At 30.8% G+C, this 15,467-nt stretch carries 9 protein-coding genes; 2 read left to right on the forward strand and 7 right to left on the reverse strand.

Going from position 1 to position 15,467, the window contains the following annotated elements; translation table 11 throughout:
* Nucleotides 1-6 precede the first annotated feature (6 nt).
* Both H0I23_RS10020 and H0I23_RS10025 read right to left on the reverse strand, forming a co-directional pair.
* A complete protein-coding gene (locus H0I23_RS10020) occupies nucleotides 7-1,353 on the reverse strand; it encodes a sugar MFS transporter (RefSeq protein WP_216783134.1) in 1,347 nt (448 codons plus the stop codon).
* A 445-nt stretch (nucleotides 1,354-1,798) separates the two neighbouring features.
* The gene (locus H0I23_RS10025; protein ID WP_216783136.1) at nucleotides 1,799-4,102 is read right to left on the reverse strand and encodes a chondroitinase-B domain-containing protein; all 2,304 of its coding nucleotides are present in this window, start codon (nucleotides 4,100-4,102) and stop codon (nucleotides 1,799-1,801) included.
* Between the two features lie 378 nt (nucleotides 4,103-4,480).
* On the opposite strand from H0I23_RS10025, the gene H0I23_RS10030 reads away from it, so the two are divergent.
* Both H0I23_RS10030 and H0I23_RS10035 read left to right on the forward strand, forming a co-directional pair.
* Nucleotides 4,481-5,029 carry a YSC84-related protein gene (locus H0I23_RS10030; protein WP_216783137.1) on the forward strand — a complete coding sequence of 183 codons (549 nt, stop codon included), beginning with the start codon at nucleotides 4,481-4,483 and terminating at the stop codon, nucleotides 5,027-5,029.
* Between the two features lie 177 nt (nucleotides 5,030-5,206).
* Nucleotides 5,207-5,392: a CsbD family protein gene (locus H0I23_RS10035; protein WP_216783139.1), complete on the forward strand. Its 186-nt coding sequence runs from the start codon at nucleotides 5,207-5,209 to the stop codon at nucleotides 5,390-5,392.
* 102 nt (nucleotides 5,393-5,494) lie between these two features.
* Here the strand turns inward: H0I23_RS10035 and fucP are convergent, their stop codons facing one another.
* The 5 genes from fucP to H0I23_RS10060 form a co-directional block, all read right to left on the reverse strand.
* On the reverse strand, nucleotides 5,495-6,793 hold the full coding sequence (gene fucP, locus H0I23_RS10040) for an L-fucose:H+ symporter permease (protein WP_216783141.1): 1,299 nt from the start codon (nucleotides 6,791-6,793) through the stop codon (nucleotides 5,495-5,497).
* 18 nt (nucleotides 6,794-6,811) lie between these two features.
* Nucleotides 6,812-8,389, reverse strand: a complete 1,578-nt coding sequence (locus H0I23_RS10045; protein WP_216783142.1) for a solute:sodium symporter family transporter — start codon at nucleotides 8,387-8,389, stop codon at nucleotides 6,812-6,814.
* A 91-nt stretch (nucleotides 8,390-8,480) separates the two neighbouring features.
* The gene (locus H0I23_RS10050; RefSeq protein WP_216783144.1) at nucleotides 8,481-9,359 is read right to left on the reverse strand and encodes an inositol oxygenase; all 879 of its coding nucleotides are present in this window, start codon (nucleotides 9,357-9,359) and stop codon (nucleotides 8,481-8,483) included.
* A 150-nt stretch (nucleotides 9,360-9,509) separates the two neighbouring features.
* The gene (locus H0I23_RS10055) at nucleotides 9,510-13,544 is read right to left on the reverse strand and encodes a two-component regulator propeller domain-containing protein (RefSeq protein WP_216783146.1); all 4,035 of its coding nucleotides are present in this window, start codon (nucleotides 13,542-13,544) and stop codon (nucleotides 9,510-9,512) included.
* A gap of 67 nt (nucleotides 13,545-13,611) precedes the next feature.
* The gene (locus H0I23_RS10060; protein WP_371736630.1) at nucleotides 13,612-15,456 is read right to left on the reverse strand and encodes a metallophosphoesterase; all 1,845 of its coding nucleotides are present in this window, start codon (nucleotides 15,454-15,456) and stop codon (nucleotides 13,612-13,614) included.
* Between the last annotated feature and the right edge of the window lie 11 nt (nucleotides 15,457-15,467).

Here is a 15,467-nt window from a genome sequence, read left to right on the forward strand (position 1 = left end):
GTAGGTTTATTTTTGTGTGTTATTTTCTGATTTAGTCCAACTTTTAATCTTATGTCCCCAAAGAGCAAAAAATAGAATTATAGCATAGCAAGGAATTAAAATCCAATAACTAGAAGTTGAAGCCATTGAAGCAGCATCTGAATTTTGTATTCCCTGATTAATTAATTCTCCTTTATTAGCATCTACCATTCTACCATAAAGTATTGGAATTATAGCTCCACCTGATATTGCCATAATTAATAACGCTGATGCGGTTTTCGTAAATTTACCTAAACCCTCGAGTGTTAAAGGCCAAATAGCTGGCCATACTAATGCATTTGCAATACCTAGTGCTGCAACAAATAATATAGATGTAAACCCTGTAGTTGTAATAATGCAAATGCTAAATATAATACCTAATACAGCACTAATTTTTAAAACATTACCCTGCTTTAAATACTTAGGTATCAACACAACACCTAATGCATAAGTTGCTACCATTGCCATAAGTGTATATGTAGTAAAGAATTTTGCTTCTTCTCCGGTGAAACCTAATGATATACCATAAGAAATTATAGTATCACCCGCTATTACCTCTGCCCCAACATATACAAACAAAGCAAATACTCCTAACCATAAATGCGGGAATTGGAATAGGCTTGTTTTAGTGCTTTTACCTACCGTTACCTCTTCTGGTTCTGATGCTTCTACATTTGGTAAAGGTGCTTTTCTTATTAATATTCCTAAAATAAATAACACAATAGCCATAATTAAATATGGCATAAAAACGCTATCTGCCATTGTATCTAACAATACATTCTTTTCTTCAGGACTAGCTACTAAAACTTTTTCTTTTACCTCATCAATACCCGTTAATAATAAAGCTCCAAAAATTAAAGAACCTAAGGCTCCTGCTGTTTTATTTGCAATACCCATAATTGCAATACGCTTTGCTCCACTCTCAATAGGGCCTAAAATAGTTATATAAGGGTTGGAGGCTGTTTGCAATAAAGTCATTCCTACACCTTGTATAAAGATACCAGTTAAAAACACCCAATATGTTCTGGCTTCAGCAGCTGGAATAAACACCAAAGCGCCAATGCCCATTATTATTAAGCCTAATGACATTCCTTTTTTATAACCTATTTTACCTAAAATGTACGATGCGGGTAATGCCATAACTACAAAAGATATATAAGAGGCTGATGCTACTAAATAAGATTGTGAATCGGTTAATTCGTTAATAGTTTTCATAAATGGTATTAGTGCTCCATTTATCCAAGTAACAAAACCGAAAATAAAAAACAGACCAGCTATAATTAAAATAGCACCTGTGGTGTTTTTTGTTTTACTGGCATTTTCATTGTTATTCATGAGTTGTTTTTGTTTAGTTAGTTGTTGTTAAAAATTGGTTTGTTTCTGCTTATAAATTAAGTTCAGTGTTGTATTTTGTTTTATAATGAATTTCTCCATTTAAAAAACGTAAACCCACAGTAAGAATCATCTGCATTAATAACTATAAAGCTTTTTGTATTTAAATTATCAATACAAACACTTATTCCTCTTATATTTTTAAATTTACCCACACTAAAATAGCGAAGAAAAAACACAATCTAATCAATCAACCTCTTAAAGTTTTAAACTTTACAAATAAAGTAATGATTGATATTTCTCTTAATTGAAGTCTCTCTCATTAAATAATTCTTTAAATACTATCATTAAAAATTAAATAGGTTTTATTATAAATGAAAAAAGCTCTAAAAACGAATGTTTTTAGAGCTTTTATATCAATTATTTTAAATGTAAAAACGTATAGAATTTAGTACATTAATTTTTGCTTTAAATTTTGTTCTATTCTTATTTCTCCAGAATTTGTTATCGTATTATTTACTGGTTTTTGTCCTTTTTCTCCCCACAAAACAGCAATTTCTTTTACTGCATTATCTGTAAAGGTATTATCTGAGAAATCAACATTTACAATACCGTGATTTTGAATTAAAATTCCGCTTTCATCATCTTCTCCACTATTGGTAAATGTATTATTTTTTAAGACTAAGCTACCTCCAATAGTTGACTCATCATAACCACCACGATAGTAATTTAATACTGATGCTTTAACATTGTCAAATTTAGAATTCGTGATAAATACAAACTCTGCATTATAATCACCTTTAGCATCAATCTCAGTATTCAATAAAATACCCGTTAAGCAATCTTTAATTATAGTATTATCAATTGAAATAGTATCCGCAAAAGATGCCTTATAAGCGTTTATTACGCTTTTAAAGTTTGATATCTCAGTATTTTTAATGAAAAGATTGTATCCCTTAGACATATTTTTATCTAAAGTTGCAATTGCATCCTGTGTCTTATCTCCTTTTAAAATAACATTATCTAAGTTTAAAATTCCTTTAGGCTGCATTTCAAAACCTGATTTACCTGTAGCAAATCTCAATTCAGCTTTTTTGCTTTTACCTTTAGATGTTATAGTAATATTTTTATCAATAATTAACGTTTCACTTAATTTATAAACCCCACTTTTTAATGATAAAATATCACCTGACTTTGCACTCTTAAGCTTAGCAACTAATGTCTTTGCTGATGTTACTTCTATTGTTCTAGACTTGTCGTCTGATTTTTCGGTTGAAAACCATTTTGCCCCATAAAGTTCTTTCTCTATCAATAAAGGATTTCCTTTTACGGGTAACGTAATAGCACCTACGTTATTTTGATTTTTTCTATCTGCTCCAAAAAAGTCGTTTTTTATGTTTTCAAAATCGAAACCTTGATAAACGTCTTCTTGATTTTTTGTTGGTACATAAAGGTTTTCAGATAGTTTTTTCACCTCAAAACTACGTGTAATAATTCCTTCACCAGAAACATCTCCTTTATTTTCACTGTTAAATAGGTTGTTTTCAAAACTCACACCTTTAACATCATCGTAATTTACAATTGGGTAATTATCTTCTTCATGGTTGTAAACTAAATTGTTTGCAACAATCATACGTTCTGGTCTTGCTGAACGAATTTCAGAAGCTGGTAATACATCTTTTTTATCAATGTTGGTTCCTACACCAAACTGAAATGGTGAAACACAATCGATATATGTATTGTAAGCAACAACAACATCTGTTACTTGGTTATACCTATTTAATGGCGATTTTGGAATACCATTCATCACTGCTAAAGCACTTCTAAATTCGTTTCCTTTTATCTTATAAAAATAATTATTCGTTATCCAATGTCCCGTATTAATTACACGTATACCTCCAATAAATTCTGAATCATCACTACCAATAAAAATATTACCATCAATAGTACAATAGTTTCCGTGTCTTAAAACTAAAGAGCCTTCACTTTCAAAAAAGATATTATTTCTATACTCATTAAAATTCGATTTATTTGAAATAATCTCAACCTCTCCATTACATCTATCAAAAAAATTGTTAGATACATTTGTATGAGAAGGTGTCATTGATGTATAACTACTACCTATCTGTAAAGTTTCTCCATGAGGCCCACCCTTACGTGGTCTTGGTCCAAAATGATTGTTAATGATTTGATGATAGTTATTAACATGTTCATTACCTCTTAAAAAAACTCTTACTGTTGGTCCAAAGTTTGACTTACCTACAATATTACAATGGTCTAACTGGTTATTTCTACCCCAAAATTCTACCCAATGATCTGAATCCTCTCTATTTGGCTGTGTAAACTCATCAATAACACAATTAGTAATACGGCTATGGTTCGCAATAGTGTCATTATCAATTTTAAATTGAATAACACTATTAGATGGTGTATAACCATTTACAAAGTGTAAATCTTTAACAACTAAGTATTTTCCCCCTAATCGTAAATTCGAAACTCCTTCTATGGTAACTTTACCTGGTGTTTCTGCTCTTAAAGTTATAGGGCTTTTTTCTGTACCTTCTCCATAAAATTTAATCTGAATATCTTTCCAAACTCCGTTTTTCATTATAATCTCGTCACCTGCTTCAGCTTTAGCTATAGCCTCTTGCAGTTCAGTTGAATTACTGACTTTAATGGTTTGGGATATTAATTTCTGTTGGTAAGAAACCAATGTAAAGGTTAATAATAAAAGAATAAGACTTTTTTTCATGCTATCTGGTTTATGTGATTTTTAAAAAGTAATCTGCTAAACAGGTAACCACTATTAGTATGCCAAAAAATAAACTCTAATATATTTACTTAAAATATTAAGGTCTATTTAGTGAAATGATCACCATAACTGGTTCACCAAATTGGTTTACCAAATATACAGTTAGTTTACCATTTTGCAGAATTTTTAACTTATTTTTCATCTTATCCAAAATCTATAAGCGACATTTTATGATATTTATTAAAAATGAATAATACCGATATGGAATAAACTTTAATATTGGTGATTTTTTAATGAGTCAAAGAATTGATCAATCAAGCAAATCTGTTCGTTATAATGTCTATAATTTTACAGTATTAATAATTTAAACATACACATATGAAAACTTTAAAAACAATATTTTTATCAGCAATACTATTCACTTCATATAGTGGATTTTCTCAAACAGAGAAAGAAACCAAAATCATTAAAGATTCTGAAGAAGTAAAAATTAAAATGGTTGAAACTGACGAAGGTTTAAAAACTTTTATGGATAACTCTACAGCATACGTAATTTTCCCAAATGTTGGTGAAGGAGCTTTAATTGTTGGTGGTGCTTCAGGTAACGGAGTGGTATACGAAAACGGAAAAGCAATTGGTTTTGCTGATCTAAAAAAATTAGATATCGGACTACAAGCTGGTGGACAATCGCTTTCTGAAGTTATATTTTTTGAAACTGAAGAGGCCTTTGCTAAGTTTAAAGATGATGAACTTACATTTTCAGCCGAAGCATCTGCAGTGATTTTGGAATCAGGAGCTTCAAAAAATGCTAATTACAGTGATGGTGTTGTAGTATTTGCTATGCCTAAAGCTGGTGTAATGGCCGATTTATCTGTAGGTGGTCAGAAACTAAGTTATAACTCATTTGAGGATGAGTCAGGTAAATAATAATATATTATAACTATTCTAAAAAGGCTGTCTAAAATAGACAGCCTTTTTTGTTACTCATTACTGTAAAACAATCAATTATGTATCGCGTCAAATTTTAAATGTTATGGAGCAACGTGACTTACTAATCAGTTGTAATTTTATGTAAACGAAATATTAATCTAAAATATAAACGATATGAATACTACACAATTGGAAGGTAAATGGAAACAAGTTAAAGGTGATTTCAAACAAAAATATGGTAAACTTACTGATGATGACTTAACATATACAGAGGGTAAGTTTGACGAAATGATTGGAAAACTTCAAGAAAAAACAGGAAAGAAAAAAGAAGAAATTGAAAAAGAAATTCAAGATTTATAAGAGCACAATGTTCTTATAAAATTTACTTTTCATTTATAATGATTAAGTAAAAAGAAACCCACTATAAAAAATAGTGGGTTTCTTTTTTAATTATTTTAAAAATTAATCTGCAAATCTTTTATAAACTAAACGGCCGTAAAATGCTATAAATAAAAAGCAAATGAAAGGAAGTATAAATGAAAAGTTTACTTCTGTTACTCCTAAAATTTTAATATCATCTACACTATTACCACCTAAGTCAATTATCATTCCCTGCATTTTAGGCATTAAAGCTCCACCTACAATTGCCATAACCAAACCAGCCGCACCAATTTTAGATTCTTCTTCCGCTAAGCCATTTAATGCTATACCATAAATAGTAGGGAACATTAGAGACATACAGAATGAAACTAAAACTAAACAATACAAGCCAAGTATTCCATTAATAAAAACAGCACCTAAAGCAAATATTGATGCAAGAATAGCTGTGTACATTAACAATTTACCTGAGCTTAAAAAACGAAGCAGGTAAGTACCTATTACTCTGCCCACCATGAATAAGAAAAAAGCTACAAATTGATAATTAGCGGCATCTTCACTTGAAATTAAAATTGCCTCTGCATATTGATAAATATAAGTCCAACACATAATTTGAGCTCCTACATACATAATTTGGGCTACAACCCCTAAAACATATTTATGGTTTTTACCCAGATCTTTAAATGTAGTAGCTAAACTCGGCATCGTGCCATCTTCTTTAGCTTGTGGCATTTTATTAATAAAAATTAGAACGAATACAGCTAATATTACCAAGCCTAAAATCACATAAGGATCTCTAATTACCATTAAATCTGATGTTCGTATCAAAGCTCTCTTAGCCTCCGTAAGAGCACTAAAATTTTCAATATCATCTGATTGTAACCTTTTAAGTACGAATTGTTGCGCTACTAATAATCCTAACAATAAACCTACTGGGTTGAATGCTTGAGCTAAATTTAAACGAAGAGTAGCCGTTTCTGGCGCTCCCATAGCTAAAACATATGGGTTTGCGGTTGTTTCTAAAAAAGCTAAGCCAAAGGTTAAAATATAAAGTGCTAAACAGAAAAACCAGAACTGTTGTGTAATTGCTGCAGGGTAAAATAAAAGCGCTCCTCCTGCAAAAAGTGCTAAACCTATAAGTATCCCTGTTTTGTATGAATACTTTCTAACAAATAAAGCTGCTGGTAATGCCATACAAAAGTACCCTCCATAAAAAGCCATCTGAACCCAAGCTGCCTGAGAATTAGATAATTCTAATACTTTTTTAAATGCTTGTACCATAGGGTCTGTAACGGCATTTGCAAAACCCCATAAAGCAAAAAGTGATGTGATAAGTATAAAAGGTAATAATACCTTTTTTGAGACAATTGCTGGTTTACTCATGTTTGTTTATTTATGGTTTTAGTTTGTACCTAAAAGTACGTAAATGATTATAGTAATTGCACATAACAATATTGCCATAGGCTTGGTATATTTCCATTCCTTCATTTCAACATAATCATGTTCTTCTTCTAATTGGGTTTTATTACTAGGGAAGAAATAAGAAACAGTAAACATTACTATAATATTTAAAACAAACTCTATTCCCCAAATATGAACGAAATGAATATCAACTTTAAATATAAATGTCGTTAAAATATAAAAAGCTAAACCTATAAACAGTGCTGCTTTTGCACCTGTTGCAGATACTTTTTTAAGAAAAAAGCCTGCTAGCATTATAGAAGCGATAGGAATAAAGAAAATTCCGTTTAATTGTTGTAAAAGTTGATACAACCCATCTGGTGCATTTGCAACCATTGGAGCTACAAGTATGGCAAAAATTGCTAAAACTGCAGATGTAAGTTTCCCTATTTTAACAAGCTTCCTATCATCTGAATTTTTTCCAAGATGTCTTTTATAAACATCAATACTAAAAATAGTTGCCGCACTGTTTAAAACACTATTAAAAGTACTTAATACTGCACCCATTACAATTGCAGCAAAGATACCTACTAAGCCAACAGGTAGTACTTTTTTAATTAACTCTGGATAAATCATATCTTGATCTTCAAACAACGAATCACCAAAATAATAAAAACCAATAACACCTGGTAGAATTATAATTATAGGTACTAAAATTTTTAAAACTCCTGTAAATAATAAACCTTTTTGAGCTTCAACTAAGTTTTTCGCTCCTAAAGCTCGCTGGACAATAGTTTGGTTCATGCTCCAAAAATATAATTGGTTTATAATTAAGCCTGTAAACAAAACCTCAAAAGGTAATACTGAATCTTTAGCTCCTATTACATTAAATTTTTCAGGACTATGGTTGTAAACTTTCATTAAACCATCTAATGGGTTACCATCACCAATGCTTACCAATGCGATTATCGGAATAGCTAAACCACCTAATAATAGACCATAACCATTAATAGTATCTGAGATCGCTACTGCTTTTAAGCCCCCAAAAATGGCATATATAGAGCCAAGTACTCCTATTGACACTACGGTAATCCATAAACCTTGTTCTTTTGAAACATTTAAAACTTCAGAAATATTAAAAATACTTTCAATGTTTATAGCACCTGTGTAAAGTACGATTGGTAATAGCGTTACAATAAAAGAAATCATTAAAAATAATGCTACTAGGGTTCTCGTGGTGCTATCAAATCGTTTTTCTAAATATTCAGGAATAGTGGTTAATCCCATTTTTAAATATTTGGGAACAAAATAAATAGCTGCTACGACCAAGGCAATAGCTGACGTTACTTCCCAAGCAATAATAATAAAACCATTTTTATAGGATGAACCGTTCATTCCTATTAAATGCTCTGTAGATATATTAGTCAATAACATTGACCCTGCAATTACAACACCTGTTAAACTTCTACCGCCAAGAAAATAGCCGTCTTTTGAGTCTAACTTTTCTTTTCGGAGTTTAAACCATGAATAAAATGCAACAAAAGCTGTAAAAGCAATGAATGTGATAGCTGTATACATGAAGTAGTTAGTTTGGTTAGAAATATAAAAGCAAAAAAATGCTCTAGTATAAAAATGCTAGAGCATTGGGAAATTTAAAAAAATAACACTACTAAAAACTCAACTTTTCAGGCAAGTATTTTGCCACTAATTCTTTATAATAAGGAAGTAATTCTTTAGCATCTGGCGGTACCGGTGCTTTTGAATACAAATCGTAAGGATTAAATTTTTTCACCCATTCGAACAATTCAATATCTTTTTCATTCATTAAATGTAAATAGTCATTTTCTCTATGCTGAGAATAGAAAGAATGATATCTAATGATATATAATGCTGGATCTGGTAAATAATCTTTCATTATTTGGTATAAATACTCATCATGGCCCCAACTCATCTTTACATTATCTAAGCCGCAATTTGGTTCGTAAACACCATATTTTGTATTGTAACGTTCATCTGTCGAATCAGGATTTGCACTAAAAAATTCTGGATAAACAATTTTATCAGAAAAAGCACAACCCACAGGGAAGGTGTCACCAACAACAGCCCATTGTGGCTCACCAAATAAGCATAAAATTTTACCTAAATCATGAATAAAGCCTGTTAGTACAAACCAATCTGGTTGCCCGTCTGCTCTAATAGCTTCTGATGTTTGTAAAAGATGCTGTAATTGATCTAAATCAATATCTGGATCACTATCATCTACCAAAGTATTTAAGAAATCTACAGCTTCCCAAATAGACATTTCTTTTTTATCAAACTTTAAAAATTCCTTTTCCTTCTCACAAACAAAATCATATGTTTGATATTGATGGTTAATTTTATAGAATTCTTTAACTGTATCTAATCTCTCAGAATCTACATAATTTCTAAATTCTTCTTTTTCTTTTTTTGCTTCTACCGGATCAGGATATCTTTCTAGTAAATTATCCTCCCAATCATCAATGTTATCCATTGGATTTTTGTGGTTACTATTTAATGATTTTTCCATTAAAATTTTATTTGTATTGTTGAGTCAATATTTTCAATGTAATTAAAACCATAATTACACTAGGCAATTTATAATTTAAATTACTTAAGCAAATGGACTAAAACACCAAAAACATGGATTTTTATATACAAAACGAAAAATTAAGACACTCTACTTCAACAGTTTACTAGGCGGGAAGCCAAATTGCTTTTTAAAGCATCGGCTAAAATAAAGTGGATCATTAAAACCAATTAAATCAGTTACTTCTGATACATTGTATTTTTTTGTTTTTAATAATTGTGCTGATTTTTTCAATCGAATAGTTCTGATAAATTCATTAGGAGCAAGATCTGTTAGTTCTTTTATTTTTCGATATAATTTTGAAGAACTCATACCTAACTCTTGACACAAAAAACTAGTTGTTAAATCTGCCTTATCTAAATTATCTTCAATCAAATTTGTTATTTTCTCCATCAATTCCTTATCAACAGGTGAATGTGTCAATAAACCAACTTCACTTTCTACTTCATCAGAAAATTTAGTTTTTAATTCTAATCGTGTTTTTATAATATTTACAATTACCGATTTTAATAAAGAAGGGTCAAAAGGCTTCACTAAATATGCATCTGCACCTACATCATACCCTTTTACTTTGTCCTCATTTTCTGATAAAGCAGTTAATAATACAACAGGTATATGACTTATAAATTCATCATTCTTTAACTCATTACAAAATTCAAGGCCATCCATAACAGGCATCATTACATCTGCCACACATAACATTGGTTTTATTTTTCTGCAAATCTGAAGTCCTTCTTCACCATTTTCAGCTTCATAAACTTTATAATAATCAGATAAATAATCAATCAGATATCTTCTAAGTTCTATATTATCTTCTATAACCAATACTTTCTCTTTTATTTCTGTATTTGTTGTTACTTTTTTAACTGGCACAAAAGGCATAGGCTCTTCAACCTCTGCAGTAGATACAAATTCAAAAACTTCTTTTTTAGTATATTGTTTTCTACTTATTGGAATTTCAAACGTAAAAATACTCCCTTGTTTAGGTTTACTCTCTACTGTTATTGTTCCTTTATGAAGCTCTACTAATGATTTTACTAATGATAAACCTATACCAGAACCTGTGTTATTTTCTTTACTATTTGTTGCTTGGTAAAACCTTGTAAAAATCTTCTCTTGACTTTTTAAAGGTATACCGATACCATCATCACTTACCTCAATAACTAGTATACTATTATCCTCTCCTTTAAGTTTTATAAACAAATCAACATGACCATATTTATTAGTAAACTTAATGGCATTTGATAATAAATTATATAATATTTTATCGTATTTATCCTTATCTATCCAACCAAAAAGGGTCTCATCTTCACTATTAAAATTTAGTTCGATATGTTTATTATAAGCAAATTCTTTAAACGATTCAAATGTGTTTTTTGTATATAAAAGAATGTCCGTTTTAGACACTTTAAGCTTTAACTCCCCTGTCTGTGCTTTTCTAAAATCTAGAACTTGGTTAACTAAATTCAGAAGCCTACTCGCATTTTGGTGAATTAAATTAAATCTGCTCTTTTGATATTCGCTACTACTATCATCGGCTTCTTCTAATAATTGCTTTGCAGGTCCTAGAATAAGTGTTAAAGGCGTTCTTAACTCGTGTGATATATTTGTAAAAAACCTCAGCTTTTCATTATTTAATTTAACATCACGTTCTCTATTTACTTTTTCAGTAACTAATTCCTGCTTTAATCTTAATCTGTTTTTTATTTCTTTTCTTACGATATAAATTACAAAAAACAACAATACCATAAACAACAGTAAAGCTTGGTATGTTAACCAAAATGGAGGTGTTATTTTTATTTTATATGAAACCACTTCACTCCAAAAACCATCACTATTACTTGATTTTATTTTAAATATATAGTCCCCAGGAAATAAATTAGTGTACTGTACTGTTCGTGAATTGCTTGTTGTCGAAATCCAATTCTCATCAAACCCCTTTAGCATATATTCAAACTTATTTAGTTTTTCATTTGCATATGATGGTACCGAAAATTGCAACGAGAAGTTTCTATTCTTATAATTTAAAGCTATATTTTTATCATCGTTAATATCCTTTTTTAAAGGAATTTGATCATTTATTTCTTTTCCTGGGTAAACAACTTCATTCTGGATTTTAAATTCTGTTATTACAGGGTTCGGAGCTATTTGATTTTCTCTAATCGTATAGGGAGAAAAATAAATAATTCCATTTTTACCACCTAAATAAATATTAGAATTTCCAAAATTATAAAAACCACTAGAACTAAAAACATCTAGTCGGTTACCGCTATTTACATTATATATATTGTAGTTTTTTAAATTAGATTTTAACCTCGCAACACTATTATTATTCATGTTTAACCATAAATCTCCATTTGTATCAGTAAGCATATCAGTAATCCATTTCCCCTGAAGTTCTTTAGGTTCTTTTAATGCTTTAAAATTATTTGTTTGAGGGTCAAACCAACTAATACCCTGTCTGGTCGCTGCCCACAATCTTCCTTTTTGATCAAACAAAATATCACTCACATTATCATGCGGTAAGCCATCTTTTTCTATTCTTGATTTTCTATAATATGCAAAAGTATCAGAAGATATTGTATACTTTACAACTCCTGTTTCTGTAGCAAACCAGATATATTCATCAATTTCTTTTACAATCTCATTAATTTGAAATCCTTTTAATAAGTGCTCAGTGCCTTCTTCTTTTTTAAGAGTTTCTGTATTAAAAATAACCGCTCCTTCACCAAATGAACCTAAAACAAGCTTATTATTTCCTAAATTTTCAAAAGCAAAAATGGCCGATTGTTCAAAACCTACACTTATAACTTTTGATGTGTTATTTTTATAATCATACACTAGTAACTTACCATTCCATAAACCGCAATAAAATACTTCACCATCTAATGAGTAAATGCTTGCGATATCTTTCTGGTTATTATATAGAGGTATAAAGCTATCCTCTTCTGAAATAAATAATCCATTATGCCTTGTAGCTACGATTACTTTTCCATCGTGTGTTTTGTTAAAACCACGAATACGAGGTACTTGGTTATTAATATGAAGTGAAATATCTTTATTAATATTAAACTGATTTTCGAAAGGATCATACTTATCTAAACCATCTTCTGTTCCTATCCATAATACCCCTGATGTATCAAAATATAAAGCAGAAACAAGATTATCTACAAGAGAGTTATCGTCTGGTAAAACAGAATAATACCATTTAAATTCACCCCTACTTATATCTTCTAATTGGTTGCATACAATTATGCCCCCTAAAGTACCTAACCAATACTTACCATCTGGCGCTTGTATAACTGATAGAAAATAAGGTCCTAAACTATCTTTAATATCAAGGTTTTCAATCTCAAGGTTTTCAATTTCATTCGTTGTTTTATTAAGCTTATAAAGCCCCTCTCTTGTACCTACAAAAATATCAGATTTAGCATCTTCATAAATAAAATTTAAATACGGGTTTTTTTCAATAGAATTAGGTATTGAAAGTGTATATGTTATAGCTTGCGAAATTTCGCCTTCAGAATCTATTGTTATTCTAGCGACACCTCCACTATCATAACTACCTATCCATATATAACCATTTTTATCTTCAAAAATTTCTTTTATATAGTTGAAATTATTTATTACAACTTTTTTAAATTTTTCATTTTCTGGATTAAAAATATAAAGCCCCTTTGTTTTTGTCCCAACCCAAACTCTTTTCAGCTTATCAACATAAACAGATCTTATTTCTGCATCAGGCAGACTATTAGGTTTATTTTCATCAGGCAAATACGTCGTAAACGTTTGCTCATCTGTTTTAAAAAGCGTTAATCCATTTCTAGTACCAATCCACAAATTATGCGAATCTTCATCAAGAACTAAAGCTGTTATATCATCATTGTAAATTTTATTATCTCCTGTAGATGTACTCAAATACGATTTAAACTCATACCCATCAAATCTATTAAGGCCTGAGAAGGTTCCCAACCACAAAAAACCGTATTTATCTTGAACAATATGGCGTACCGAATTATGCGATAAACCGCTGTCATCGTTATAATGTTCAAATTTTATATTCTGTGCTGTGCTGCACAAAACCGAAAATAGTGCAAAGAATGTTATCGCAACAATGTTTCGCATATGCTAATTTTAATACTTAAGTTGAGTTAAGGTTAAATTTACAAAAGCTAATTGAAAGAAGCCTTTATTATTTAGATACTATTCTTGTAATTTTGTTTGTACTTAAATTTATGTTGAAATGATTTGAAGGCTCTCCATTCTTACTCTTTTCAAAAATTTGAGCCCAAAGCTGGTATGATGTATTTTTAGATTTTTTAAATTCCTGACAGATAATCGCATATTGTTTTAAACGATTAACGCTAATATCAGATAGCGCCAGTTCATCTGCACTCCTTAGCTTATAAAAATCATAAATCATATCAAAACCAGACCAAGATTTAAATTCTTCAAGGCTTAGATTTTTCGCTTCTAGTTGCAACTTGATACTTTCTATATCATCAGAATTTTCTAGTAACAATTCTTTTCCTGTTTTATTCAGCATAGCTTCTGAAAACTCAACTGGCCAATCGTCTGGTAAAAATCGTAATCGAACTAACTCCTTCAAATGCCACTTTGTAAAATCCCTATAATTTTTAGTTGTTAATATATCTTTATCCCAAACCCCGGTTGCTCCTGATTCTTTTAAATAGGCATATTCTCGCTCATATAATGGGAACAAACTGTTGAAGTTTTTGGCTGACGCGATAACCACCGTTTCTACTTCAAACTCAGATGTAGACTTAATGGTTAAGATTTTATAGGCAGGAGCGTAAGCGGCTAAAGAGGGTGTTTGTATATTGAACAAGGTATTGCCTTGATCACTTGTTCTCACCCCAGTATCGTTAATATGCATATGACCACCAAAGTGAATTTGTAGACCTACATCTGCAAAAGTTTGTGCCACTTCTTCCTTTGGAACACGGTGCAGTTGCATTTTAGTAGCACCAAAAAATTGTTTAAGTTCATGAGAAGCATCGTCATTGAAATCTACCATAGGATAATGGCTAAAGGCAATTAAGACTTTCCCTTTTTGCTTTGCTAATGCCGCTACCCTTTTAACCCAAGAGATTAAATGAGACTTTTGCAAAAGCACATTATTATACCCGGTACTCGCCCCTGAAAAATCTTTAGGGTTTGTAGACGCTTCTGTTAATTCTTTATTCGGGACATACACATTGGCGTCTATGGCCAACAGCCAAACACCCTCAGTAGGTTCTACTAAATAACTAGCATCAGGATGTACATTATAAGCATCAATAGGGTATGTTCTTTGTTTTAAAGCTGATGCCGATTTTGCTTTATCAAAACTATAATCTTCATAGGTATAGGTAGAAAAAGGGGTCTCCCAATACACATATTCTTTCTGTGGGTAAAACCCAAAAGAAGACATTTCATTCAAAATATCAGTATAGCCCCATTTTTTAATTTCTGAGGTAATAACTGGTGTAAGATCTCCCGCTACAGATTCCTTTAAATTAGTAACAGTACTGGTAATTATTTGTTCCCTACCTCCTATTCCTAAAAAATCTGATTTACCTGATTCTTGGGTAAATGGTTTTACAGGGTCATGATTCCCGGTTGTTGCAAAGAAGAACATTCCATGCTTTTTAGTATACGAATCCAATATTTTACGCAGCCCTTTTACATGAATAGGTTGCCCGTCATCACTAAAATCTCCAGGCAAAGCAACATATTTAATTCCTCTAGCTGCGATATCATCTAAAGCTTCTATAAACGCAAAGTAGTTTTCGTTAAATATTCTGGTGGACTTTAATTGTGCATTCATCGTTCTGATATTCACAAAGGTTTCCGTGTTTGGTATCTTTATCCCTTGGTAGTCAGCATCTTCAAAATGTGCGTAAATATCTTGAAAATGTGCATCTGCTATAAAGGCAATTTGAACATTCTCGACACTTTTTTCTACCGTTTTATCTGCACAAGAAAGTATTGAAAACAATAAGACCATTAGAATACTCCGCCCTATTATTTTCAATAACAAACTGT

It is taken from the genome of Cellulophaga sp. HaHaR_3_176, from assembly GCF_019021925.1.
In the GTDB taxonomy this organism is placed as follows: domain Bacteria; phylum Bacteroidota; class Bacteroidia; order Flavobacteriales; family Flavobacteriaceae; genus Cellulophaga.

Excerpts from the sequence above, each read along its gene's own strand:
- H0I23_RS10020 (WP_216783134.1), bottom strand. The coding sequence starts at position 1,353 with ATGAATAACAATGAAAATGCCAGTAAAACAAAAAACACCACAGGTGCT.
- H0I23_RS10025 (WP_216783136.1), bottom strand. The coding sequence starts at position 4,102 with ATGAAAAAAAGTCTTATTCTTTTATTATTAACCTTTACATTGGTTTCT.
- H0I23_RS10030 (WP_216783137.1), top strand. The coding sequence starts at position 4,481 with ATGAAAACTTTAAAAACAATATTTTTATCAGCAATACTATTCACTTCA.
- H0I23_RS10035 (WP_216783139.1), top strand. The coding sequence starts at position 5,207 with ATGAATACTACACAATTGGAAGGTAAATGGAAACAAGTTAAAGGTGAT.
- fucP (WP_216783141.1), bottom strand. The coding sequence starts at position 6,793 with ATGAGTAAACCAGCAATTGTCTCAAAAAAGGTATTATTACCTTTTATA.
- H0I23_RS10045 (WP_216783142.1), bottom strand. The coding sequence starts at position 8,389 with ATGTATACAGCTATCACATTCATTGCTTTTACAGCTTTTGTTGCATTT.
- H0I23_RS10050 (WP_216783144.1), bottom strand. The coding sequence starts at position 9,359 with ATGGAAAAATCATTAAATAGTAACCACAAAAATCCAATGGATAACATT.
- H0I23_RS10055 (WP_216783146.1), bottom strand. The coding sequence starts at position 13,544 with ATGCGAAACATTGTTGCGATAACATTCTTTGCACTATTTTCGGTTTTG.